The 24,771-nt window shown below is 63.8% G+C and carries 23 protein-coding genes and 2 tRNA genes; 7 read left to right on the top strand and 18 right to left on the bottom strand.

Annotation, left to right across the window (positions count from 1 at the left end):
* From ABH922_RS10935 to ABH922_RS10905, 7 genes are all read right to left on the bottom strand, one after another.
* Positions 1-1,164 carry a metallophosphoesterase gene (locus tag ABH922_RS10935; protein WP_424806946.1) on the bottom strand — a complete coding sequence of 388 codons (1,164 nt, stop codon included), beginning with the start codon at positions 1,162-1,164 and terminating at the stop codon, positions 1-3.
* Positions 1,164-2,846 carry a hypothetical protein gene (locus ABH922_RS10930; protein ID WP_424806945.1) on the bottom strand — a complete coding sequence of 561 codons (1,683 nt, stop codon included), beginning with the start codon at positions 2,844-2,846 and terminating at the stop codon, positions 1,164-1,166. The genes ABH922_RS10935 and ABH922_RS10930 overlap by 1 nt, the downstream gene beginning before the upstream one ends.
* A gap of 263 nt (positions 2,847-3,109) precedes the next feature.
* A complete protein-coding gene (locus ABH922_RS10925; RefSeq protein ID WP_424806944.1) occupies positions 3,110-4,360 on the bottom strand; it encodes a saccharopine dehydrogenase family protein in 1,251 nt (416 codons plus the stop codon).
* Positions 4,361-4,403: 43 nt separating this feature from the next.
* Entirely contained in the window at positions 4,404-4,814 is a 411-nt protein-coding gene (locus ABH922_RS10920) for a universal stress protein (protein WP_424806943.1), read from the bottom strand.
* Positions 4,815-5,030: 216 nt separating this feature from the next.
* Complete coding sequence (locus ABH922_RS10915; RefSeq protein ID WP_424806942.1) at positions 5,031-6,545, bottom strand: SDR family NAD(P)-dependent oxidoreductase; 1,515 nt, start codon at positions 6,543-6,545, stop codon at positions 5,031-5,033.
* A 107-nt stretch (positions 6,546-6,652) separates the two neighbouring features.
* Positions 6,653-6,738: transfer RNA gene (locus ABH922_RS10910), tRNA-Leu, on the bottom strand.
* A 172-nt stretch (positions 6,739-6,910) separates the two neighbouring features.
* Positions 6,911-6,996 (bottom strand) — tRNA-Leu (locus ABH922_RS10905).
* Positions 6,997-7,113: 117 nt separating this feature from the next.
* On the opposite strand from ABH922_RS10905, the gene ABH922_RS10900 reads away from it, so the two are divergent.
* A complete protein-coding gene (locus ABH922_RS10900; protein WP_424806941.1) occupies positions 7,114-8,466 on the top strand; it encodes a M20/M25/M40 family metallo-hydrolase in 1,353 nt (450 codons plus the stop codon).
* 57 nt (positions 8,467-8,523) lie between these two features.
* The gene (locus ABH922_RS10895) at positions 8,524-9,060 is read left to right on the top strand and encodes a YbhB/YbcL family Raf kinase inhibitor-like protein (RefSeq protein WP_424806940.1); all 537 of its coding nucleotides are present in this window, start codon (positions 8,524-8,526) and stop codon (positions 9,058-9,060) included.
* Positions 9,061-9,121: 61 nt separating this feature from the next.
* On the opposite strand, the gene ABH922_RS10890 is transcribed toward ABH922_RS10895, so the two are convergent.
* The 3 genes from ABH922_RS10890 to ABH922_RS10880 are packed head-to-tail and all read right to left on the bottom strand — an operon-like array spanning position 9,122 to position 11,523.
* Entirely contained in the window at positions 9,122-10,192 is a 1,071-nt protein-coding gene (locus ABH922_RS10890; protein ID WP_424806939.1) for a quinone-dependent dihydroorotate dehydrogenase, read from the bottom strand.
* Positions 10,193-10,249: 57 nt separating this feature from the next.
* Complete coding sequence (locus ABH922_RS10885; protein WP_424806938.1) at positions 10,250-10,498, bottom strand: DUF5703 family protein; 249 nt, start codon at positions 10,496-10,498, stop codon at positions 10,250-10,252.
* Positions 10,498-11,523: a hypothetical protein gene (locus ABH922_RS10880; RefSeq protein WP_424806937.1), complete on the bottom strand. Its 1,026-nt coding sequence runs from the start codon at positions 11,521-11,523 to the stop codon at positions 10,498-10,500. Before ABH922_RS10880 ends, ABH922_RS10885 begins: the two co-directional genes overlap by 1 nt.
* Positions 11,524-11,728: 205 nt before the next feature.
* On the opposite strand from ABH922_RS10880, the gene ABH922_RS10875 reads away from it, so the two are divergent.
* Complete coding sequence (locus ABH922_RS10875; RefSeq protein ID WP_424806936.1) at positions 11,729-12,190, top strand: hypothetical protein; 462 nt, start codon at positions 11,729-11,731, stop codon at positions 12,188-12,190.
* Here the strand turns inward: ABH922_RS10875 and ABH922_RS10870 are convergent.
* From ABH922_RS10870 to ABH922_RS10850, 5 genes are all read right to left on the bottom strand, one after another.
* Positions 12,112-12,990: a heme ABC transporter ATP-binding protein gene (locus ABH922_RS10870; protein WP_424806935.1), complete on the bottom strand. Its 879-nt coding sequence runs from the start codon at positions 12,988-12,990 to the stop codon at positions 12,112-12,114. The two genes, ABH922_RS10875 and ABH922_RS10870, sit on opposite strands and share 79 nt — an antisense overlap.
* Positions 12,987-14,063 carry a FecCD family ABC transporter permease gene (locus ABH922_RS10865; protein WP_424806934.1) on the bottom strand — a complete coding sequence of 359 codons (1,077 nt, stop codon included), beginning with the start codon at positions 14,061-14,063 and terminating at the stop codon, positions 12,987-12,989. The genes ABH922_RS10870 and ABH922_RS10865 overlap by 4 nt, the downstream gene beginning before the upstream one ends.
* On the bottom strand, positions 14,060-15,067 hold the full coding sequence (locus tag ABH922_RS10860) for a heme/hemin ABC transporter substrate-binding protein (RefSeq protein ID WP_424806933.1): 1,008 nt from the start codon (positions 15,065-15,067) through the stop codon (positions 14,060-14,062). Before ABH922_RS10860 ends, ABH922_RS10865 begins: the two co-directional genes overlap by 4 nt.
* On the bottom strand, positions 15,064-15,750 hold the full coding sequence (locus tag ABH922_RS10855) for a heme oxygenase (biliverdin-producing) (RefSeq protein WP_424806932.1): 687 nt from the start codon (positions 15,748-15,750) through the stop codon (positions 15,064-15,066). The genes ABH922_RS10860 and ABH922_RS10855 overlap by 4 nt, the downstream gene beginning before the upstream one ends.
* 77 nt (positions 15,751-15,827) lie before the next feature.
* Positions 15,828-16,763: an aldo/keto reductase gene (locus ABH922_RS10850; RefSeq protein WP_424806931.1), complete on the bottom strand. Its 936-nt coding sequence runs from the start codon at positions 16,761-16,763 to the stop codon at positions 15,828-15,830.
* A gap of 225 nt (positions 16,764-16,988) precedes the next feature.
* Here ABH922_RS10850 and ABH922_RS10845 point away from each other — a divergent pair, with 225 nt between their 5' ends.
* From ABH922_RS10845 to ABH922_RS10830, 4 genes are read left to right on the top strand one after another with little or no spacing between them, the layout of a single operon-like run.
* Positions 16,989-17,837 carry an undecaprenyl-diphosphate phosphatase gene (locus ABH922_RS10845; protein ID WP_424806930.1) on the top strand — a complete coding sequence of 283 codons (849 nt, stop codon included), beginning with the start codon at positions 16,989-16,991 and terminating at the stop codon, positions 17,835-17,837.
* Between the two features lie 58 nt (positions 17,838-17,895).
* Positions 17,896-18,585 (top strand): histidine phosphatase family protein, encoded by a 690-nt coding sequence (locus tag ABH922_RS10840; RefSeq protein WP_424806929.1) that lies wholly within the window; start codon positions 17,896-17,898, stop codon positions 18,583-18,585.
* Between the two features lie 42 nt (positions 18,586-18,627).
* Complete coding sequence (locus ABH922_RS10835) at positions 18,628-19,227, top strand: DUF3090 domain-containing protein (protein WP_424806928.1); 600 nt, start codon at positions 18,628-18,630, stop codon at positions 19,225-19,227.
* A gap of 3 nt (positions 19,228-19,230) precedes the next feature.
* Positions 19,231-20,037: an SCO1664 family protein gene (locus ABH922_RS10830; RefSeq protein ID WP_424806927.1), complete on the top strand. Its 807-nt coding sequence runs from the start codon at positions 19,231-19,233 to the stop codon at positions 20,035-20,037.
* A 465-nt stretch (positions 20,038-20,502) separates the two neighbouring features.
* Here ABH922_RS10830 and ABH922_RS10825 read toward each other — a convergent pair whose 3' ends face one another.
* The 3 genes from ABH922_RS10825 to ABH922_RS10815 form a co-directional block, all read right to left on the bottom strand.
* Positions 20,503-22,566 carry a DUF262 domain-containing protein gene (locus ABH922_RS10825; RefSeq protein WP_424806926.1) on the bottom strand — a complete coding sequence of 688 codons (2,064 nt, stop codon included), beginning with the start codon at positions 22,564-22,566 and terminating at the stop codon, positions 20,503-20,505.
* A 517-nt stretch (positions 22,567-23,083) separates the two neighbouring features.
* Positions 23,084-23,521, bottom strand: a complete 438-nt coding sequence (locus ABH922_RS10820) for a MarR family winged helix-turn-helix transcriptional regulator (RefSeq protein ID WP_424806925.1) — start codon at positions 23,519-23,521, stop codon at positions 23,084-23,086.
* Positions 23,522-23,596: 75 nt separating this feature from the next.
* Positions 23,597-24,712 (bottom strand): lipase family protein, encoded by a 1,116-nt coding sequence (locus ABH922_RS10815; RefSeq protein ID WP_424806924.1) that lies wholly within the window; start codon positions 24,710-24,712, stop codon positions 23,597-23,599.
* Positions 24,713-24,771: the final 59 nt, after the last annotated feature.

The following is a 24,771-nucleotide window of genomic DNA, read 5'->3' as shown; positions in this document are numbered from 1 at the left end:
TCAGTTCTCGCGAACGAGTTCGAGAACGGTGATCTCCGGCGGTGCGCCCACCCGCACCGGTGGCCCCCAGGCGCCGGCGCCACGGGTGGTGTAGAGCACCGTGTTCCCGATCTTGTCGAGACCCTGCACCGACGGCTGTTGCAGCGGAACAAGATAGCGCAGCGGCCACATCTGACCGCCGTGTGTGTGGCCGGACAGCTGAAGATCGATCCCCATGTCCGAAGCTTGCTCGGCCTGCCGTGGTTCATGGGCCAGCAGGAGCGCGAAGGTGTCGCGGTCGCGTCCGGCCAAAGCCGCCGCGAGGTCGGGTTCGTACGGAGCCGGCGACGAGTAGTCGTGGATTCCGACGACGTCGATGGACGCGCCACCTCTCTCGATCGATGCGCGGCTGTTACGAAGTGTCGTGATGCCCAAGGAATCCCACACGTCCAGCCACCGACCACCGTCGTCCGCGTAGAACTCGTGATTGCCGCTGACTCCGAAAATGCCGTCTCTCGAACGTAGATCGGCGAGCGGACCCAGATCCGGCGACACCTTCGCCACGGTGCCGTCCACCAGATCGCCTGCGATCGCAACGAGATCGGCGTCCTGGGAGTTCACGATGTCGACCACCTTGCGTGTGAAGGAGATGCCGCGGGCCGGACCGACATGCAGATCCGACACCAGTGCAATGCGGTAGCCGTCGAACTCCTCGGGTAGTCGGGGCAGCGGCACCCGCACTCGGGACACCTTAGGCCCCGACGCCTCGTGCACGCCGTACCCGACGGTTCCCAGCGCTGCGACGGTGACTGCCGCCGTCGCCAACTGCAATGTCCGACGCTTGGCTGGATCGGGCGCAGTGGTGGGCGGGGTACCGGTGGGCGGGGTGCGCCGGTTACGTAGCTTGTAGATACCGGCGAACAGCCCGACCACGAGTAGTCCGGGAATCAGGTACAGCCACGACGCCAACCACACCCAGCCGACGAAGCCGACCGGGCGCGCCCACGACGTCGCGAACACTTCTCCACTGCCCACCCCGATGGCGATGGTCACCGCCAGCAGGACGAGCAACGTGTCGACAATTCGTGCCCATCGCTTCGGCATACCGGTTGCGCGCACGAGCCGACGGTGCAGGAACCACGTCATCAGGGCCGCAAAGATCACGAGAACGACAAAACGCCACATCAGGGCATCAACTCCGCGATCGCATCCGGCAATGCCGGACCGGTGGTCGAATCCACGTGCACCAGAGTTCCGCCTGTCTGTTGGGTTATCTCACGAAGGGTGGTGACATCGGACTCCGGTCCGACCACCAGCACGTCGATCCGCACCGGCCGAGTCGGATCGGTCGTAGCCGACATCGCCTTGAGTAGCTCCACCTTGGTCATGGTCGACTCGTCGACCTGACTCGAGGTGATCAGAACTACAGAATTGGCGTGGGTGGGGGCGAAGCCTGCCACCGCCGCGGTGTACGCCGCCGCCAGCGCCGGATACTTCACGTCCTTACCCGCAGGTTCCAGCTCACCGAGTGCGCTGGAGACCTCGGCGCGTCGCTGCGGTTCCGACAGCGGCCCGGTCGGCACGACAACCTCGCCGTCGGCGTTCCCACCGCCGAACCGTCTAACCGTGACGACCGTGGCATCGGGCAGAGCCTCCAGACGTGCCGACAGTGCGGCCGCGACGTTCTTCAGACGTGTGCTGCCACCGTCGTCGGTGCCCATCGTCGTAGAGCTGTCCACGACGATCGTGGCGCTGCGTACCGGAACCGGATGTGCCACCGTCTCGTTCAGCGCTGCCGCCGTCTCCGCGCCGGCAGCCGAGAGGGGAGTGGTGACGGTCACCGGTGTCAGCGCACCGAGATCAGGGGGATTCTGCCCGTCGACCCGGAAGCCGGCACCGACGAACAGCGAGGACTGGTTCGGATCGCGCATGAAGTCGACGAACTGTGCTGCTGCCCGCGACGCCGTCTCGTCGATGCTCTCGCCCGCGACGATCACTCCGGGATAATCGGCGACCGGCGTTGCGCCGGCCGGGGCGAACGAGGTGATGGCCGCATTCGCCGATTGCGCTATCGACTGTTCGGTCGCGGGAACGGCAGTTTCGGAATCGGGCGCACCGGTGCTCAAGGCTGCCAGTGCATCGGCTGTCGTGGCCGGTGGCATGGGTAGCGTCTGAAAGCGCAGGGCGAGGGTGTTCAACACCGAACGTACTTCACTGGACGCGGCTTGTTCGGGCGTCACCGGTCCGGCACCTGCGCCGCCGGCGCCGGCGGCGATCGCCTGAGTGGCCATCACGGTCTGGGTGCTCCCCGCCGGCAGCGCGACGGTGAGTTGGGGCGGCAGCGACGCCCAGCCCGCGTTCGATGTCGTCAACTCGGCGGCCGTCGCCGGGCCGACGGCCAGCACGATCGGAGAATTCGCCAGCGACCGCGGATCGCCGTCGATCACGGACTTGCCGACCAGGGGCGCCAATTCGAACGAACTCGTCGCAATCCACAGAGCGGGCCGTGGGCCGAGCGTCGCGTCGTCCCACGGCGTCGGCGCGTCGCCGAGTGCTGTCGCGATCGCGGCGCTCGGCTGCGCGTGCACGGAGATCGAGATGCAGTGATCACGGACCACCGGGGCGGTCTGGGTGTAGCGTTTGCCCAGTTCGTCCACCTGAGCGGCGATCGACGGATCGACAGTCACGTCGACGGTCCGCTCGCCCTCCACACATGTTCCCGCTGCCTGCTTGCCCTGATCGCTGATGCGGTCGGCAAGGGAGCGCCACCCGACGAGCCCGCCGACGATCAGTGCCACGAGAACGAGTACGAGGATCGGGCCTTTGCTGATACCTCTGACACCCGATCTACCTCGATGCTCGCCCACGTATGCTGCCCTGTCGTTCGAAAGTCGCGTTGGTTCTCCTGCAGTCTAGTGAGCGTTCGGATCGGCATCCCGAAACGGCCTCGTAACTGCGACGCCCGTCGAACTCGACACGCGTCCGTATGCAGCAGCCCACGACGAGATCTGCGACCTCTTCACGGTCCTTTCCGTGAAGACGGGGGTAGCGGCGAGTCCGTCGAACCGATCGTGTCGTCGCCCCGAGACCTGACGGCACTGGGCCCCGCGGTCTCCGCGCCGAGGCGCGGTCAGAGTTTTCGAGCTGCGATCTCGAAACCGGCCGCACGCAGACGTCGAACCAGCACGTCCCCGAGCGCCGTCGCGGGCGTCAGAACACCTGCGGTTTGCGGTAGTTCCTTCTCGTCCGCCACCAGACCCAAGGCCGACTCGCCGAGCATCACAGCCGTCGCCCGGTACCCGGGATCACCTTTCGCTTTCACTCTCGACGTGTAGCGGGCACCGGTCGTCGTGACGGTGAACAGGTCCATCGTGAAATGACCGTTCCGCTGCGTTTTTTCGCTCGGCCCCTGTCCAGGTGAGGGCAATATCCTGTCGAGGACGAATCGCGTGGGGGGAAGTGCCAGACCGCCGAGCAGGGCGCCGAGACCGACGGCCACACCGCCCGCGATCACCGGCGAAAGCACCGACGATCCCACACTCATCACCTCGCTGTACCTGAAGTTCGTGCCGTACGCCCACTGACGCAAAGCGTTACTGCGGCGTACGACGCGAGTGTTGTACGACGCCATGACGAACGGCGCCTTCCAGCCCCCGAGCGTGCGATCGATCTTTCGGCCGTCGACGATCGACACGTCGCTCTGGCGACCCAGATCTGGTTCCCGCTCACGGTCAGGACTGAGCGAATACGGCGATGCCGCCAGTTTACGAAGCCGCGCATCATCTTTCGACACGTCGATCTGATTGCGCAGCGAATCGATCGTGCCGCCGCTCACCCCACCACTGAGCGCCGTGACGACCAACGTGGTGTCGGTCAACTCTCCGGCGCCGTCGGCCTGCACCAGTTCGTGGAGGACGTGAACTCCCAGATCGGAAGGGACCGAATCGAAACCGCACGAGTGAACGATGCGGGCACCGGTCGACACGGCCACGTCATGGTTCGCGTCGATGCTCTCACGATGGAACAACACCTCGCCCGTCAGATCGACGTAGTGGGTACCGGCGGTGGCGCACGCCCGGGTGATCGCATGCCCGTACTTGGCGTACGGGCCCACTGTCGTCGCGACAACACGGGTACGTTCGGCGAGGGCTTTCAGCGCTGGCCCGTCGTCGGCATCGGCCACGATCAAGGGGTAACCGGCGGCGGCGGAACCGAGCGAGGCCCTCGCCGTGGCCAACTTCTCGAGCGAACGGCCGGCCAGAGCGATCTTCGTGTCCGTCGGCGCATGTTCGACCAGATACTTCGCGAGTAACGCGCCGACGAATCCCGTCGCTCCGTACACGATGATGTCGAGTTCACGGCCTGCCGAGGTTTCAGTCATGAAACCACCCTACAAACATGCTCCGGAAGTCATGTGATTCGGTTCACTCCGGTGGTAGCTCGTCTTTGACCACCAAGATGGGGACCTCGACCTCGAGGAGCAGGCGTTGCAGAGGCCGCTCCAGAAGGAACTTGCCGATCGCGGACATTCTGCGTGTACCGACAACCAGTAACGTCGTCCCGCTGCCGTGCACGAGATCGACCAGCGCCGTCACCGGGTCACCCTCGTGCTCGGTGGTACGCAACTCCCACGAATGCTCCGTGAAGCCGCCCGCATCGAGCGCGGACTGGATCTCGCCCCGCAACGCCGCTCCGTCGTCGACCTGCGCGAGATTGACGTCGTCGAGAACATGCAGAATCAACAACTTCTCGCCCCGGCTCGCGGATTCCCGTGCACCGTGCACAATCGCGGCACGGCCTTCCGGGCTGTCCTTGTGAACGACGGCGATCGACATGATTCCTCCACTGTTGCCCTCGGATGTCCATGCCATTATCGCCTGCCATGCAGATCCGCTGCCCGAAAAGCGGCAGTGGACACGGCCGCCCGATCGCATCGACGTCGTCACACCTTCAGTCGCTCGTGCCGCCGATCACCCTACGGCTGAGCCGTTTTGCCGTACGGCTGCGCCGGTCACCCAACGGCTGCGCCGGTCACCCAACGGCTGCGCCGGTCACCACGGTGAGGGCTTGTAATCCTTGAGGAAGCAGCCGTACAGGTCGACGCCGGCTTCGCCCTGAATGATCGGGTCGTACACACGCGCTGCACCGTCGACCAGATCCAGGGGAGCGTGGAAGCCCTCGTCCGCCAAACGCATCTTCGTGAAATGCGGGCGCTCATCGGTGATCCAGCCGGTATCGACGGCCGTCATCAAGATCCCGTCCTCGAGCATCTCCTTGGCGCTGGTTCGCGTCAACATGTTCAAGGCGGCCTTGGCCATATTGGTGTGCGGATGGCCCGGACCCTTGTACGCGCGGCTGAACTGACCTTCCATCGCTGACACGTTCACCACGTACTTGCGCCGCGCAGCGGCCGAGGCCATCGACGGGCGCAGCCGTGACACCAAGATGAACGGTGCCACCGAATTGCACAGCTGCACCTCCAGGAGTTCGATCGGATCGACCTCTTCGACAGTCTGAACCCAGCTGTTCGTGTGCGCGAGGTCCGGGAGAAGCCCACCGGCGTCGATGGCGATGCCCTGCTCGATCCGCTCGGGCGACGCGGACTTCGCCACCAACGCGAGCGAGCTGACGGCGTCCGCGGACAGGTTGCCGGACAGCGCAGCCACGTCCGGCAGTGATCCGGCCAACGCGGCGGGATGCGCGTCGCTGGTCTTGCCGAACGTCAGGACTTCGGGCAGCTCACCGGCAGGAAGAGCGCCGGACTCGGCGTCGACCAACGAACCGTACGCCCCGGGGGAGCGCCGAACCGTCTGCGCCGCATTGTTGATGAGGATGTCCAACGGACCCTGCTCCGCGACCGAATCGGCGAGTGCAACCACTTGGGCCGGATCACGCAGATCGATGCCGACGATGCGAAGGCGGTGAATCCAGTCGCCGCTGTCCTCCATTGCCTTGAAGCGGCGGATCGCGTCGTTGGGGAAGCGCGTCGTGATGGTCAGATGTGCGCCGTCACGCAGCAGCCGCAGCGCGATGTACATGCCGATCTTGGCGCGTCCACCGGTCAACAGGGCTCGTCGGCCCGTCAGATCCGTGGACGCATCCCGCTTGGCTCGGCTGGTGGCGGCGCATTCGGGGCATAGCTGGTGGTAAAAGGCGTCGACCTCGGTGTACCGCTGCTTGCAGATGTAACAGGGGCGGGCCTTGAGGAGCGTACCGGCGAGCGCGCCCGCCGTGTTCGACGAGATGAGGATACCCGCAGTCTCGTCGTCGATTCGGTCCGGTGATCCGGTAGCGGTTGCCGCGACGACAGTGCGATCCGCTTCCTGGACTGCAGCACGAGAGGCAAGACGCCGCCGCTTCTTCAGTCGCTTGAACAGATGACCGACCGCACGCTGCATGGTGATCGAATCGGGATGCTCGTCGTCGAGTTCCGCGGCCTCGCGCAGAACCTTCAGACAAATTTCGAGTTCGGTGGGGTCCAGTCCGGGCAGTTCCGCTCGAGCAGATTCTGAATCGGTGGCGCCGCCGGTAGTTGCGTGTGTAGTCACTTCGAACTTCTGTTCCATCTCGATCGCGTCGTGAGCGAACAGTTCCCGTAGGTGAGAATGCCGCCGTTACGAGAAAAGCTCCGGTTCAATGAACCGGAGCTTTTCCTGTCTGTCTCAACACAGAGTGTCCGAGGGGGGACTTGAACCCCCACGTCCGTTAATAGGACACTAGCACCTCAAGCTAGCGCGTCTGCCATTCCGCCACTCGGACTCGGCCCCGATTTCTCGGTGCTGGGAAAGAGTATCCGATGCCGCGACGAAGTCCCAAATCGCCTAGCCGGCGCAAGTGCTGTGCGCCTTTGTCAACCGCCGGGGGTTAATGAAGGCGCACAGCAAAAAGATCCCAACCTGATGCAGGTTGGGATCTTTTTGCTGTATTCGAGTGTCCGAGGGGGGACTTGAACCCCCACGTCCGTTAATAGGACACTAGCACCTCAAGCTAGCGCGTCTGCCATTCCGCCACTCGGACTCGGCCCCGATTTCTCGGTGCTGGGAAAGAGTATCCGATTACCCGACCGGCCCCAAATCGCCAGGTCGTGGCGCTCTCGATCCTTCGTTCTCCCGATTCGAGTGGTAGGAAAGTGGAATGTCTACCAACCCGATAGTCAATGGAAACAGTCGCGCCCAAGCCGAGGTTGTCGACCTTGTCAGCTCACTCATTCGCTTCGACACCTCGAATACCGGAGAACTGGCGACAACCAAAGGTGAGCGCGAGTGCGCCGAATGGGTAGCCGCGCAACTCCAGGAAGTCGGATACGAAACCGAATACGTCGAATCCGGTGCACCGGGCCGTGGAAATGTCTTCGCACGCCTGCGCGGAGCCGATTCGTCACGTGGCGCGCTGATGTTGCACGGGCACCTCGACGTCGTACCGGCCGAGCCCGCCGACTGGAGCGTGCACCCCTTCGCCGGAACGGTGCAGGACGGCTACGTCTGGGGGCGCGGCGCTGTCGACATGAAGGACATGGTCGGGATGATCCTGGCGATTGCACGTCAGTTCAAGGCCGAGGGCACAGTTCCGCCGCGAGATCTGGTCTTCGCTTTCGTCGCCGACGAAGAAGCCGGCGGCAAGTACGGATGCCAATGGTTGGTCGAACATCGCAAGGACCTCTTCGAGGGCGTCACCGAAGCAGTGGGAGAGGTAGGTGGCTTCTCGCTGACCGTACCGCGCCCCGACGGCACCGACCGTCGTCTCTACCTGGTCGAGACCGCGGAAAAGGGTCTCGGCTGGATGCGACTGACCGCAAAGGGGCGGGCCGGACACGGTTCGTTCCTGCACGATGACAACGCAGTCGCAACGCTGGCCGGTGCCGTCGCGCGCCTGAGCGCGCACCAGTTCCCCATCGTCGTCCCGGACTCGGTAGCGGAGTTCCTCACCGCGGTGAGCGAGGAAACCGGCCTCGATTTCGATCCCACCTCGCCCGACATCGACGGGGCTCTGGCAAAGCTCGGTTCGATCGCGAACATCATCGGAGCAACTCTGCGCGACACCGCCAATCCGACGATGCTCAAGGCCGGTTACAAAGCGAACGTCATCCCGCAGACCGCCGAGGCGGTGTTCGACTGCCGCGTACTCCCGGGCCGTCAGGCCGAGTTCGAACGAACCGTCGATCAGCTGATCGGACCTGACGTTACCCGCGAGTGGATCACCAAACTCGACTCCTACGAGACGACGTTCGACGGTCACCTGGTGGACGCCATGAACGACGCGGTCCTGGCGCACGATCCCGAAGCCCGCACCGTCCCCTACATGCTCTCGGGCGGTACCGACGCCAAGGCGTTCGCGAAACTCGGCATCCGGTGCTTCGGTTTCGCGCCGTTGCAGCTGCCGCCGGAGTTGGACTTCAGCGCACTCTTCCACGGCGTCGACGAGCGCGTTCCCGTGGACGCACTACAGTTCGGAACACGGGTCCTGGAGCATTTCCTCCTCAACTCCTGATCCGTCACTTCTCGAAGAGTCCGACGTGTCTCGGGCTCGGTCACAGAAAGGATTCGCATGGCTCACGATCCGTACGAACCATTGCCGAAATTGCCCGGCTTCGATCTGACCAGCGACGACATCACCGCCGGCCAGCCGTTGAAACTCGCTCAAGCAAGCGGCGCGTTCGGGGTTCCCGGTGGTGAAGATGTCTCACCGCAGCTGTCCTGGTCCGGTTTTCCGGCCGAGACGAAGAGTTTTGTCGTGACGGTGTTCGACCCCGACGCTCCGACGGCCTCGGGATTCTGGCATTGGGCGGTTGCGAACCTTCCGGTGTCGGTCACGGACCTTCCGTCCGGTGCGGGAGCAGCCGACAGTTCCGACCTGCCTTCCGGAACCGTAACGCTCCGCCACGACGGCGGCGGCTTCGGGTACATCGGAGCGGGACCGCCTGCCGGGCACGGGCCGCACCGGTACATCGTCGCGGTCCACGCGCTCGACGTGGAGAGCTTGGACGGCGTCGGTGCGGATTCGTCACCGGCGTTCCTCGGGTTCAACGTCTTCTCACACGCGATTGCGCGGGCAACCCTGACGGGTACCTTCGAGGTCAACTAACGACGCCTGCTGTGCGCCTTTCCCAACCGAATAGGGTCGAGAAAGGCGCACAGCAGTTTTTCTAGCGGGGGTTCTCCGCTCCTACCGCCTGGGCGATGGAGGAGAATCCGGCAGCGCGCACACGCTTGGCGATGCCCTTGTGAATGGTGCGAGCCCAGAACGGGCCACCGTAGATGAAACCGGTGTAGCCCTGCACCAGGGTGGCACCCGCGAGAATGCGCTCCCACGCTTGATCGGCGGTCTCGATCCCGCCGACGGAGATGATGGTGAGCTTGTCCCCGACACGGGCGTAGAGGCGCCGTAGGACCTCGAGTGAGCGTTCGGCCACCGGTGCGCCGGACAAACCGCCCGCACCGAGAGCGGCGACCTCGTCGTCCGGCGTCTTCAATCCGTCGCGACGAATGGTGGTGTTGGTGGCAACGATGCCGGCCAACCCCAATTCGACAGCCAGGTCGGCCACCGCATCGACGTCGTCGTCGGAAAGGTCGGGCGCGATCTTCACCAGAACCGGAACAGCTACCGTGTCCAACACTGCCTGCAACAGCGGCCGCAGTGACTCGACGGCCTGCAGATCTCGCAGGCCCGGAGTGTTGGGGGAGCTGACGTTGACAACCATGAAGTCGGCGAGGGGGCCGAGTAGTCGTGCGCTCGCCGTGTAGTCGGCCGGCGCGTCGACGGCCTCGACGATTTTCGTCTTGCCGATGTTCGCGCCGATCGGCACGCTCACCCGGCGCCGGCGCAGGTGATTCGCGGCGTGACCGGCGCCGTGGTTGTTGAAGCCCATCCGATTGACCAGAGCGCGATCGGCCGGCAGCCGGAAAAGCCGCGGCTGAGGATTACCGGGCTGAGCTCGAGCGGTCACCGTGCCGATCTCGGCGAACCCGAAGCCCAACGGTCCCCACACGTCGACGCCGGTCGCGTCCTTGTCGAAACCGGCGGCCAACCCGAGCGGCGCGGGAAACGTCAGCCCGAACGCCCGACTGCGTAGAACCGGATCGTCGACGACGAGGGCCTTGGCGACCAGCCCACGAACAGGTGCGAACCGGGTCACCCATTTCATCGCGGTGAAGGCAATGTGGTGGATGCGCTCCGGAGGTACCCGAAACATCAGGTTCAGCAGCAGTTGGTACACGATTCTCCAGCTTTTCGATGATGTATTTCTGACAGCGCCGACGGTCGGCGACGATGCTCAGTACTGAATGCCGTCCGGATCGGCTACGTGTAGCGGCGTCTTCTTGCGCTTGAGCAGCACGCGTCGGCTGCCGTCGGGGTACAGGCGGACGCGGGAGAGTTCCCAGCCACCGAACTCCGCCGAGATCGCCAGACGCATCGACGCCGTCACCCGTGAGACGTTCGGCGGTAACCGTAGCGGCACGTAGTCGTACTTCTCGTCCGAGGTCTCCCACTGCGCGGGTAGTCCGCGCGCCCGCTTGTCCATCAGTTCGTCCGCGACGGAATGATCTGAAGACCGTCGCCGGTACCGGAACCGACGATCAGGTTGCCTGATTCGGAATCGACTGCCAGCGAATTCGGCTGCCGCACAGTTCGGAATCGGCCGGTCTCGACGGGGATTCCGGACGAGAGATCGAAGCCGACCACCTCATTGGTGGCCGTCAAGGTCACCCAGACCCGGTCGGCGGTCTCGTCGTAGGCGATGGCGTACGGCGACAGTCCGACCGGATATCGCTGATGCATGAGCAGCGGATCGGCGGTGAAGACGAGCAGTTCGTCGCCGGTGGTGTCGGTGATCAAGACGCGGCCGAAGCGGTCGGTGGTCAGGTGCGTCGCGCCTTCGCCGGCGCGCAATGCGATACCGAGGCCGTAGCTGTCGAGATTGATCGCGGTCAGCGATGTCTGGCGATGATCGAGCGCGGACAGATGCCCGTCCGTCACAGCCAGTTCGTCGACCGATGCGAGTCCTGAGATGGTGTGTGTCTGGTCACTACCGGGATCGATGATCTCGATCTTGCCGGCGTCCGTACCCACCGCCAGGCGACCGTCCGGTAACTCGACAACGGAGTTCGCCCGCCCGTCCACGGAGAGGGGGTTCTGTTCTCCGGTGGCCGTGTCGAGGCGAACTACCTGCTGGTCCATGGCCAACAGTGCGGTGCCGTCGGCGGTGATCGTCACGCCACGGACGTCGCCGTCGAGCGGTATCTGCCGCCCGGCAGCAGCAGGATCGGCGGACGAGAGTGCGTCTGCCGGAACCAGAGTGAGCGTTCGTGAGTTCTCCTCGACGATCACCGCGGTGCGCGTGATCGGATCGAACGTGATGGAATCGACACGCCCGGTCAGTGGATGCACCGTTCCGTCCGGGGCGCGGGTCGTCTCCGGAGACTGTGCGGCGGTAGCCGGATCGATGGTGATGAGCTTGTCACCGTCCTCGCCCGACGAACACCCTGTCACCAGCAATGCCACCGCTCCCAACGCGGCGACGGTGGTGCGGATTCGTAGGCGAGCCATGTGTAGTTCCTCGTTTTCTTGTCATCTGTGCACGACGCGATGCCACTACCCACGATCATCCCTGATCGGTATCCGAGTGCGGGCATCGCCTCGGCGATCGTCGGATATTGCGGTGGTGACGTCCGCCTGTGCGTTAGCGTCCCCGGTGGAGACCAGAGCGGATTCAGGGGGCGGAGTCGAGGATGGGGTCGAGGAAGGAATCATCGTGTCCGTCAAAGATGTCGTTCCCGAGTGCGGGCCCGTCGAGTTCGTCGTCGAGTACCTGTCGACGGGTGCGTACGCGCACGGATTCGGTCGCTCGGACGGTGCCGCGTTCGCCTTCCGCGTGCAGGAACATCGAATGGTCGTCACGGTCTATTCGGTGCAGGCGGAAGCGCTCGTCCCGGGTGTCGACGACGTAGCCGCGACGGTCAGATGGTCGGTGACCGACACAGACCTGGCGGATCCGCGAAGCGTGTCGGCTCTGGTACGGGACGCTGTGTCATGGATTCGGCTGTGCGAGTTCGATGCCGGCGATCGGGAAGCCGGATTCTCGATCTCGGTTCCGGTGAAATATGTTCGTGGTGGACTGAATTCGATGGTCACCATCTACGAGATGTGCTGCTCGACGTGGTGCGGGTCGGCATCGCGACGGGGGATCACCAGCGACGCTCCGGTTCTCGGGTGATCGACAACCTCGATGGGATAGCCGTAGACGCGGGTGAGGAGGGCTTCGCGAAGAACCTCACGTGGTGAACCGTCAGCGGCGATGTGTCCGTTTTCGAGGACGACGATGCGATCGGCGTAGGCCGCGGCGAGGGCGAGATCGTGCAGGACGACGACGACCGCAGCGCCGGCGGCGGCGCGGTCGCGGGCCACAGCCATGACTGCTTCCTGATGTCCGAGGTCCAGGGCGGCGGTGGGTTCGTCCAGCAGGACCGTGGAGGTGTCCTGGGCGAGCACACGAGCGAGCGCGACGCGTGCCTGCTCGCCCCCGGACAGTGCCGCGAACGGGCGGTGCGCGAACTTCGTCACATCGCAGATCGTCATGGCGTCGGCGACGGCAGCCGAATCCTGGTCTTCGCGGTGGGTACCGGTCCAGGGCGCTCGACCCATCGAGACGACTTGCTGCGCCGTGAACGAGAATCCGATGGTGTGTTTCTGGGGAAGAACCGCACGCCGGCGGGCCATCTGAACCGGTGTACAGGTGGACAGTTCGTCACCGTCGACCTCTACCCGCCCGGCGACGACGGCCTGATCGCCCGCCAGGGCAGCCAGGAGGGTCGATTTTCCGGCACCGTTCGGTCCGACGAGAACGGTGACCTCGCCGGCGCGAATGTCCATGGAAACCCCGTCGAGGACGGGCCGCCCGCCGCGTTCGACGGTGATACCGACTGCGCTGAGTGTGACCTCCCCGATCGCGGGCTGCACCGGATCCGGGGGGATCCGTCCGAACTTCTCGCGCCAGCTACGGATCAGGGAACTCATGCCCACCCACCTTGCCGTGAGCGAGTTCGACGCAGAAGCCAGAAGAAGAACGGTCCACCGACCAATGCCGTCAACATTCCCAGAGGTAGATCGGCGTTGGCGACCAACGACCGTGCCCCGAGGTCGGCCAGCAGTAGCACGAGGGCGCCCGCGAGCGCGCTTGCGGGGATCAACGCCCGGTGTCCGGGGCCGACGAGTATGCGCATCAGATGCGGAATGATCAGTCCGACGAACAAGATGATTCCGGTGAACGCGACACTGGCGGACACCAGCAGCGCGACGATCAGAACAGCGAACTGGCGCAACCGTTCCACGTTCACCCCCAGATGCCGTGCGGCGCTCTCACCGAGCGCGAGAAGGTCGAGTCGGGGAGCGATGAGCATGGTTGCGGCGATCCCGACCACCGTCATGGGGGCGACGATCAGAACGGCGCTCCAGGTGGCGCCGTTGAGTGAACCGAGTTGCCAGAACACGATTTGATCGCGGGCGGACGGGCTGGCCACGAAGGTGAAGAACGCGATGAGCCCACCGGCGAACGCGTTGATCGCAACCCCGGTCAGAACGAGTGTCACCACCTCGGTTCGACCCTCGTGGCGAGCGAGTAGATACACCGCGGCGGTGGTGATCAGTCCGGCCACGAATGCGGCGGCAGCGACAGCCCAACCGGCGACGAACGTACCGCCGACGACGATGACCGCGCTGGCACCGACCGCCGCCCCGGCCGAGACACCGATGACTCCGGGTTCGGCCAGCGGATTGGAGAACACCCCTTGCAGGAGCGCGCCCGAGCATCCGAGTGCGGCGCCCACGCAGATCGCGAGTGTCACGCGCGGGAAACGTACTTCCCACAGCGTCACCTCGCCACTGGGGTGGGCGGGCATGGGGCCCAGATCGATACCGATGCGGTGCAGAATACTGCCCAGCACCTCCATCGGTGACGTGGGTACCTGCCCGATGCATGCCGCCAGGACGGCGACGACGACGAGCGAAATCGCCAGTGCCGTCAGCACGATTCCGACGCGGGATCTCGACGCGGCTCGGGCCGGTGCGTCGCCTTCCGTACCGGCGGTCACGAAGACGCGGGCTGGTAGAACGCTTGGGCGAGTGCCTGCATGACACGACCGGTGTTGGGCCCGAAGCTGAGCAGTACACCGTCCGCCATGTCGACCACCCGTTTGTTCTTGCCTGCGGGGGTCTGGGCGATGCCGGGTATCTTCTCGAGTCCGTCGATGCCGCCGATCGACGCCAGGCCGTCCGTCATCATCAGCAGTGCATCCGGCGCCGCCGCGATCAATGCCTCACTGGTGATGGGCACGAACTGCGAGGTGATGCCGGACGCGCTGCCCGCGTCGATTCCGCCGAGAGCGTCGATGAGCGAGTCGGCGCCCGAACCCTTTCCGCCGATCATCGTGATCGCCGAGCCCCGCATGTACAAGAACGCGATCTTCAGTGGTTGTTCCTCGCCGGGAACCAACGAGCGTGCGTCGGTGATTTCCGATGCGGTGCGGTCGACGAGAGCCTCACCCTGCGCCGGAACACCGAGTGCGTCGGCTACGGCCTGAATCTGGCCGGACAAGCCCGCCAGGGTGCGGGTTGGGTCGAAGAAGACGACCGCGACACCCGCGGCGCGCAATTGATCCTGCACACTCTGCGGCCCGATGCTGGTGTCGGTGAGGACCACGGTCGGATTCAGGTTGAGGATCGCCTCGGTGTTCAGCGACTGACCGCCGACCGTCACAACCGGGACGTCGGCGACGGACGGGAACTTCGCGGCGGTATCGCGGCCGACCAACTTGTCGCCGAGGCCCAGCGCGACCGTCGTCGCGGCGAGTGTCCCGTAGCGGTCTGCGGCAACGATCCGACTGTTGTCGGTGATCGTGACGTCGACGCCGTCGAATCCCGTGACGGTCACCGGCAGCGATGCAGCCGGATCGGTCGAGACCGGAATCGGGCTCGGGTCGTCGAGAACCGCGGTCTGTGCCGATGGCGCCGACGCGACATCGGGGCTCGTGCTGCAGGCGACCAATCCGAAACCGACGATCGTCACCAGCGCTGCTGCGGCGACACGCTTCATCATTTGACCAGGTAGCTCTCGATGTCGGATTCGAGATCGGCGAACAGATCGCCGTTGAGCCGGTACGCGAGATTCACCTCGTCGATGAAGCGTTGCCGCTCCTGCGCGGACAAGTCCAGCGCGTCGAGATTGGCTCGGTACGCGTCCTTGAACGGCTTCGGTTTCGGGATGCCCTCGAAGATGTAGAACCGCAGGCCGTCCGTCTGGAACCCGTAGGCGCGCTCGAGCATTCGACGAATGATCTGACCGCCTGACAGATCACCCAGGTAGCGCAGGTAATGGTGTGCGACGAACCCGGCCGGCCACTCGGCGGCGACGTCGGTCAGACGAGCGACGTACCGAGTCGTTGCGGGTAGTGCCTCGAGGTCGTTCCGCCACTGCGGGCCGTTGAGGAATTCCAGATCTGCTTCCAGTGCCCGGGCGCGCAGTAGATCGTCCGAGAGGAACGGCGACACCAGTGAGTTGTCGGCATACGTGCGTCCGATTGCCTCGAGGCTCGTGTAGACGAGGTACGTCTGACCGAGTAGGGCCGCATACCCGGCCGTGGTCAGTTCGCCGCCGAGCAGGGCGCCGACGAAACGTGACTGCTCGGTCGCCCGGTGCGCGACCTCGGTTTCCGTTTTGATTCGCTCGGAGAAGGCGGCAGTGGCATCGGTGGAACGGTCACCTGCGTCGAGCGAGGTCATGGATACTCCTGGGGCTGTGGAAAACCTTCACCCGACAGGTTAGCCTGCCCTCGCCCGATAGGCGGTGGAGCGTGAGGTCAAGCACTCACGTCGTCGAGTGCGGCGCTGATCGCTTTCGGCAGCTCCAGTTCTTCGGCGACGAGGACCCCGGTCAGCTGCGCCAGGTCACGAGTTCCGACGACGGCACTGGCCACCCCGGGCCGATCCCGCGCCCAAGCCAGTGCCACCGCCAGCGGTGAAGTGCCCAACCCGTCGGCGGCGGTGATCACCGCATCCACGACTCGAACGGCCGAATCGGTCAGATAGGTCTGCACGTCTTCGGAATGGGTATCGTCCGCGCCACGCGAATCGACCGGGATGCCGTCGCGGTACTTCCCGGTGAGAACTCCGCCTGCCAGCGGAACCGCGGCAAACACACCGACTCCGTGGTGATCGGCCGCGGCGAACAACTCTTCCTCCACGCCGCGGGCGAGTAGTGAGTACTCGGCCTGGGTCGCGGTCAGGGCCGCCGTTCCGCTTGCTCCGACGGCGGTAGCGAGCTGCCACCCGAGATATCCCCGTACACCGACGTACCGCACCTTGCCGCTGGCGACCGCGTAGTCGAGCGTCGCGGCGACCTCGTCGACCGGCGTGAGAGGGTCCCACGCCGCCACCTGCCAGATGTCGAGGAAATCGGTCCCCAACTCGCGCAACGTCGCGTCGAGTTGTCGGAGCAGTCCTCGCCGGGAGCAGTCGACGCGGTCCGTCCCTACCGGCGTCGGATCGATTCCCGCGCTGGAGCTGACGATCAGCTCGTCCCGGGGAACGACGTCGTCGAGGAGTTCGGCGAGGATGCGTTGCGCAGCGCCGCCGCCGTACGCGGGAGAGGTGTCCACCAGAGTTCCCCCGGCCTCGGCGAACGCCAACAGCTGTGCGGCGGCCTCGTCGCCGTCGGTGTCGCGCCCCCAGGTGAGGGTACCGAGTCCAAGTCGCGAGACTCGAAGTCCGCTCGCTCCGACTGATCTGTGTTTCATAACCGCCTGCATCTCGCACTCGACCCGGATGCGCAAGTGCTGCACCCGGGAGATCTCACCATGAGAAGCGTAGTGTGCGTCCCCCGAGTGTCGGGGTATTCGGACACCAGCGTGCCGGAGTCTGCGGGCGGGTTCGAGCACCGGTAACCTCACGCCGGTGAAACGTGAACTCGACGCACGAAATCGGTGCGCAGGAACCCTGTTCGTAACCAGCGAGGCAGGCCGATGACGGGCGAGGCGATGACCTGGTTACAGGCAGTGGTTCTCGGCCTGGTGCAGGGTTTGACGGAGTTCCTCCCGATCTCGTCGTCCGGTCATCTGCGGATCGTCTCGGAGATCTTCTTCGGCAGCGACGCCGGTGCCTCGTTCACCGCGGTGACCCAGCTGGGAACCGAACTGGCGGTGCTGATCTTCTTCGCCGGCGACATCGCCAGGATCGTGACGGCGTGGTTCCGCGGAGTGTTCAATCCGGCTTACCGGACGAACCTCGATTACCGGATGGGCTGGTACGTGATCATCGGTACCATTCCGGTGGGTATTCTCGGAATCCTGTTCAAGGATCAGATCCGTACCGGCGCACGAAATCTGTGGCTGATCGCCTCGATGCTGATCATCTTCGCTCTGGTGATCGCGGCAGCCGAGTACTACGGACGCAAGATCCGACCCGTCGAGTCGCTGACCATGCGTGACGGCATCATCATGGGTTCTGCCCAGGCCCTGGCCCTCATCCCCGGCGTCTCTCGCTCGGGAGGGACCATCAGCGCCGGTCTGTTCCTCGGTTTGACCCGTGAAGCTGCCGCGCGCTACTCGTTTCTCCTGGCCATTCCGGCAGTACTCGCATCCGGTTTGTTCAGTCTTCCCGACGCCTTCGAACCTGCCGGTGACGGTCTCAACGCGAGTGGCGCCCAACTGCTCGTCGCGACCGTGATCGCCTTCGCGGTAGGTTACGCATCCATTGCCTGGCTTTTGAAGTTCGTGGTGAATCACTCGATGTACTGGTTCGTGGGATACCGCATCGCTCTCGGCGTAGTCGTGCTTGCGCTGCTGGCCACGGGCGTGGTGTCGGCGACTTAGCCCGGTTTTCATCCCGGACGATCGAACCGAAGTCCGTACGGCCTATTAGGGTTGTGGCATGACAGTTGTCCTACTTCGGCACGGACGGTCGACGTCCAACACGGCCCACACGTTGGCCGGTCGGTCGCCCGGTGTGGAACTCGACGATCACGGTCGAACCCAGGCGGCGGCGTTGGTCGATCGGCTCACCGGTCTCGACGTCGTCGAGATCGTCAGATCGCCGCTCGAGCGGTGCGAACAGACCGTCGCACCGCTCGCAGCCGATCGGGCGCTGATTCCCACGATCGACCAACGGCTGATCGAGGTGGACTACGGGCAGTGGACCGGTCGACCGATCGCCGAGCTCGTCAAGGAACCACTCTGGAAAGTGGTGCAGCAGCACGCCTCGGGCGCGGTTTTTCCTGGCGGCGAAGGATTGGCCGAGGTGCAGGCTCGCGCCGTGGCAGCGATTCGTGAGCACGATGCGCGTCTGGCGCAGGAGCACGGCAAAGACGTCGTGTGGGTGGCATGCAGCCACGGTGACGTCATCAAGTCGATTCTCGCGGACGCGTTCGGAATGCACCTCGATGCATTCCAACGAATCGTCGCCGAACCGGCATCCATGAGCGTCGTCCGTTACACCGAAACGTCACCGTTCGTCCTGCGTGTCAACGACACCGGAGATGTTCTGGCGGCCATCGGTGCGGCCAGGACCCCGGCGTCGGCCGGCGCGTCGGCCTCTGTTCCTGGCGGGGAGACCGGCGTATGAGCGAGCACGACCGATCATCCGGCTCGAACCCGAGGAGGTGCAATGTCGCGGGCGATTCACGTTTTTCGCACTCCTGACCGCTTTGTCGCAGGGACGGTAGGCGAGCCGGGAGACCGGTCCTTCTACCTGCAGGCTGTACACGACACCCGTGTGGTGAGTGTTCTGCTCGAAAAACAACAGGTACAGGTTCTCGCGGATCGGATGGGTCTGCTTCTCGAGGAAGTTCATCGGCGCTTCGGAACCGACGTTCCGCCCGAAGCCGGTGACATCAACGATCTGAGCCCGCTCATCACACCGTTGGACGCAGAATTCCGGGTCGGCACCATGGGTCTGGGCTGGGACGCCGATGCCGGCGCGGTGGTCGTCGAATTGCTGGCTGTGACCGAAACGGAATTCGACGAGTCCGTGGTCCTCGACGACGCCGACGACGGCCCGGATGCGGTGCGCGTCTTCCTGACCCCGGAACAGGCACGGGAGTTCGCGCTGCGTTCCGAACGAGTCATCGCCGCCGGCCGAGCGCCGTGCCCGCTGTGTGGCGAGCCGCTCGCGCCCGAAGGTCACGTCTGCGTCCGCACCAACGGGTACCGCCGTGGCGAGTCGTTCGGCTTCGCCGTCGACGACGCCGACGGAGACGAGGACTGAACGATGGCAGGACACGCCGAACCCGACGTCCTGCTCGACGGCGAGCTGACCGTCATCGGACAGATCACCACCGCCAGCAACGCCACGCTGGTGTGCGATGCGACGATCGGCGACGACTCCATGAGGGTGGTCTACAAACCCGTGCGAGGGGAGCAACCCCTGTGGGACTTTCCCGACGGCACCCTCGCCGGTAGAGAAGTTGCGTCCTACCGGATTTCCGAGGCGCTCGGGTGGGGTGTGATACCTCGAACGGTGTGGCGGGACGGTCCTTTCGGACCGGGAATGGTGCAAAGGTTCATCGAGACCGTCGATCGGCGCTCAGACGATCTCGGTGGCCTCGACGTGGTCGATCTGTGCAGTCCGGACAACGTTCCCGTCGGCTGGTTCGAGATCCTGCAGGCCTACGATTCCGAAGGACAACCGGTATCGCTGATCCACGCCGACGATCCGCGACTGCAGCGCATGGCTGTGCTGGACGTCGTCATCAACAACGCCGACCGTAAAGGCGGACACGCCCTCGAAGGCGTCGACGGTTCGGTGTACGGCGTCGACCACGGCATCTGTCTGCACTCGGACAACAAGTTGCGCACGGTGCTCTGGGGTTGGGCCGGTCAGCAGATCCCGGCCCCGCTGGTGGTGGATGTCGCGGAATTCGTCACGACCGTCTCCGGCAGGTTGGGTGACGAACTGTCCGAGTTGATCACCGACGAGGAAGTCGCATCACTGGCGGCGCGAGCTGCCGCTGTGGCCCAGACTCCGGTGATGCCGTTCCCGAGTGGACATCGAACCATTCCCTGGCCGGCGTTCTGAGCCTCGCCGGTAGGGTGGGGTTCTGCTATGACGCCGTATCGGCGGATCGTTCCGGACCGCCTGGACAGCTCCTGCACGGGTGACCAGGTTTGCAGCCGATCCGAACCGTCGGAGTGGAGTGCCTTCCCTCTCAGTAGGTGTAGCGATTGTCTGCCAGGGGGCGGTCGGCAGCTCGATGAACGTGCGCCAATCTTCAGGGGCGACAATGGAATCAGGTCCGGTAGACGACGGAGCAACTGCGTATTCGATCCCGATGTTGCCGAACCCCGCCATTGTGTGGCGGCGAGTCGGCCGGCGCCGCATTGCTGGTCACCGCGAGTGCGAAATGCGAGCTTGCGATGACGTGCGTCACCGTCGGGACAGCTGGAAACAGATCCGTCGGTGAGGATCTCCGATGCCTCTGGTGCTGCACTTGGCGAGATCCAGCCGAAGGATTGTCTTGCCCGCACTATCATGCGGCGCGTGTCAATCGCCGATGAGGGCGAGAAGGTCTTCAGCCACGAGCATGCTGTCGTGATCAGCGACGCCATCGGTGAAAGCAATTCCGTCCGCTTCAAGTAGTGCTTGCGGGTTCCGCTGATCTTTCGGGTCAACCCAACGGAACCCTTGGGCGATCTTTCCGTCCCAGGTAAGAACTTTGTGCGCGTTTGTGCAGTGAGTACATCTGCTGAGATGGTTGGCTACGGGCTGGGCATGGGTATCTATGGCTTCGCCCAGCAGGTAGTAGCTGGTCCATTTACCCGAGGGTAATAGGGCGAGGATTGAATGAAGGAGGCTCCAGTCAAATCCGGACCGTTCGGCAAATCTTTTGCGGTACAGTTCGAGTGCTTCAGTACCAATGTCGGGGTGTGTCCAGATCGTCATAGCCTTGGCTGTCAGGCGGTCAGCTCGATCAAGGATTTCAGTCGCAGTCCACTGTTCAAGTTGGCCAAGCCCGTGGTTGAGGCGGAGCGGGCTTTGACGAAACCCTCCCTCCATATCGCGCTTCTCGGAGAACGGTTTGTCGGAGTACTCAGGGTTGTACCCGGTGAGGGTGAGGTTCCCGAGTGTATGAAGGTATGACTCCTGCACTATTTTCCAATCCGCTCCGAGAGTGGTGCGCCACTCTGCCGAGAGGTTCGGGTTTTGCGGCATTATGTGTTCGATCGTGTAGTCAGCGGTCCGGACTTCTTCTTTTCGGCCGGCATTCTCCAATTTGCGCAGTAGGTACGGAGCACGTTTGAAGTGATACAAGTCGCTAGTGGTGAGCGAGCCACGGAACTCGTCGTCGCTTGGGAATCGGGCATTCGTCGGAGCCAAGAGCAATCGCGCGGCGACACTGTTGACGTAGTCGGTCGGATCGACCGCTGCGCCTAGTACGGCAAAAGTCTTGTTGTGGCTGTTGGGGGGTATTTGGCAGACACCCCGGCGGAACAAGTAGGACGTGACAATTGCGAGTATCTTTTCGACCTCGGTGCTGCTGATGCAGCCGGCGTCGTAGTCGGAATACACCCGCAATAAGAAGGGATAGACGACTGTAGCTTTGAGCTGTTCGAGGTCTTGGAAAGCGTGAGCAAGTTTTGGGTCTGCTTCGGTTCCGAGCGCGATAGCTGAGAACCACATAGCGTGTTTGTGTAGATCGACCACCAGTTGGTTTCGATTTGTGCCGATTTTCGCCTCGTCACTGGCGTAGGTCTTGAAAGCGTCGTAGATATCGCCCAGGCGTGGAATAGCTCCAGTCTTCAGTGTCAGATAATGGCGCACGAATTCGTCGAAACGTCCTTCGTCCGGGCCGGCAAATGTACGTTCCATGGGAAGCCAATACCGCTCGTACAACTGCGATTGCTCGGAGGGTTGCAGGTCCATGAGAACGAAGTTTCGGATCAGATCGGCTTGCGAGAGCTTCTTGCCAGTGGAGTTCATGGTTTCGAAGACCAGTTGCGGATCGTCAGAACCTCGAGTGAGCTTGACGTCGACTACTATCAGTTTTTTGAGCCCCAGGCAGATCTGCGTCATGTCGAGATCTGAGGACCCTAGTTTTGATACGAACCAATTGTAGTTGTCCAGGACGCGGCTTGATTGCCCTTGTGGGTCAGACGAGCCGTCGAGGATCGCTTTGAGGGCACCTTTGTCCGATTTGGAGAGGACGAGTTTATAATACCGCTCGCCGTCCTCGTCGGAGTTTGTGAGATATCGGCCCCTAATTTTTTTGGGGGAGAATCCTTCTACGGGCTCGTTCCGGCCGACGGGTGCATTGTCGAGTGTCGTGGCAAGTGCTGCGAGCAGGATCATGACGGTCGTGACCCGTTGTTGTCCGTCGATGATCAGATCAGGTTCGGACGAGGTCTTGGTTCCTTCGTCTCGTTCCACATAGACGATCGAACCGGCGAAGTGCGAAACAAGAGTATCTGTCGAGCCCGCATGGAGGATATCGTTCCAGAGTCGCTCACATTCGGCTTGCTGCCAGGAGTATCGACGCTGATAGATGGGCACGACGAACTGAGTGCTCTTTTTCAGTAGATCGAGCAGCGGTGCATCGACAGCCTTCATCAATTCCTCCGAGTAATTCTGGTTCTTGGAAGCGGTGGTACAGACAGTAGTCCTGTGTGATTCGAACATATCGTGTCGTTGGTGGGCAGTGTGACACGGCACCGAAAGTGAGGGGGGTGTGGGACTGTGCGTGGTCGCGGCCTCGATTTCCTCGAAGGCTGGAGCAGTCGCTCTGGCATAGGTAATTTAGTCGGCTATTGGTTCCTTTTCGAAAACTTGCAGACCGGTGCCGTCAACGGCCCGGTACTGCCGACGTGCGCGCCACGACCTTTTCTGGTGAGGACGAAGGGCGAGAAGAGGTTCAGATCCTCGCTGACGATGAAGGAATCGCGCACAGTCATCGGCCGCATGGATTTGTCGAATTTAGAGTATCGAGCCATTTTGCGCACAAAGGTCAGAAGCCGAACTCGATCAAGTATTGCGGTTGCATGTCTTTTCACCATTGGAAGAAAATTTTGTGAACTATTTGCGGCGATAGGTGATCGTCTCGGCGATATAAGCGCGCATGATGGAGTATTCAGCTTTCCGGTGGGTTGAGTTCGGGGGACCGCACCAGTCGTAAGAGCTGTTCGCGTAGTGCATCCACGTCACCGATTCCGTCCGTCAAGGCGGCATCGTGTTCTTCCAGCGCGAGCAGCCTTTCGTACGTTTGCCGCCCCTGCGAGGTGATCGCGACAACACGTCGGCGCTCGTCTCGTGGATCGGTGTCTCGGGTGACGAATCCGGCTCGTTCGAGTTTGTCGACGGTTCGGCTCATCGTCTGATCAGTCACTCGGGCATTCTTGGCGATGTCGCGTTGGGAGGCCGGACCGTCGACGATGGAGTGCAGGACGATGAGTCCGGCGTGAGTCATGTCCTGAGATCGTAGAACCTTCTCCCACGAGTGTTCGACCAGACGGGCAGCGGTGGAGAGCAGTCGGCCGGTGGGCCAGCCGTCCAGGCCGTCGCTGCTCACGCCTGCCACCCTCCTGTCGGGTTCGTCGCCTTCGTTGGATTGTGCCGGCTCTTCTCGATCTGGGCATGCCGACAGTCAGCGAAGAACGCGATCGAGAAATGCGCCTACCTCGTCGCTGGACTGTGCCAGGCCGTCTACGTGGCCACCGCTGGGCAGGCGCAGGTCGAACTTCCCGCCGGCCAGGGCGAGTTCGGCGGCGAACCACAATGCCAGCGGCGGTGGCACCACCTGGTCACCGAGTCCTTGGATGAGCATGACCGGGCGGTCGAATCCCGTGGTGGGTACGCCGAGGTACTCGGTCAGCGCCTGGGGGAAGGCGGTACCGGCGAGCGGTCGATTGAAGAGCTCGCGGACCTGGACTTCGTTGGCGCGTGGTTTGAACTGAGCGAGTGGCATCGTGTCGGCAGCGTCGACCAGTTCGCGCCCGCGCGGTGTGAGGTATCCGTCGACGTCGAGATCCGGCCGGGTGTCTCGGAGTCCGGCAGCGATGTACGCCATGTACAGTGTCAGTCCGTCGAGCTGCAGATCTGGGAACTCGGGACCTGCGAGTGCGGCCAGTCGGTCGAGGTTCACCGGGGCACCGCTGGCGAGTGTGCCGCGGAAATCGAGTTCGGGGGCGAGGATTTCGGCGCGCGCTGCGGTTGCCAGCGCGGCGTGACCGCCTTGGGATTGACCCGCAACAGCCCATCGATCCGACACTGCCGGGACCAGTTCGTGCACTGCTCGCACCGAGTCGACGACGTTGTGCGCGGCCACGTCTGCGTTCAGGTACGGGTGGACGCCGGGGGTGCCCAGGCCGGCGTAGTCGGTGGCCACGATGACGAAGCCGCGCCTCAACCAGTCCGCGAACAGGTTGCGATAGATCTCGTACATCACTCCCGATCGCGACGGGGCGTCCTCGTCGGCCATCCCGACCGTGCCGTGCGCCCACGCGAGCACGGGCCAGCCGCCGTCGGGCGCTCGGCCCTCCGGTACGAACACTTGTGCGCTCGACACTCCCTCGGCGCCGGATGTCCGGTAAGTGAACGTCCGGATGTCGGTTGCACCGGGAACATCGACGTCGGTCGCATCCGCGACCGCCACGACGGTGCCGCCGACTGCCGGAATGCCGGCCGCCACTCCCGTCGAGGCGGTAGTGGTCACAAGCGACACGGCGACGATTCCGGTGAACCAGGCGGCGATGCGCGACATGTGGTGAGTGCCTTTCTGAGGGTCCGGTGGAGCTCGCTGAACGACCATAGCGGCGGACC

The sequence above is a fragment of the Rhodococcus sp. 27YEA15 genome, from assembly GCF_049739425.1.
Classification (GTDB): domain Bacteria; phylum Actinomycetota; class Actinomycetes; order Mycobacteriales; family Mycobacteriaceae; genus Rhodococcus_F.
Note: the sequence above shows the minus strand (reverse complement) of the source record. Positions and strands in the feature narration are given on the sequence as shown.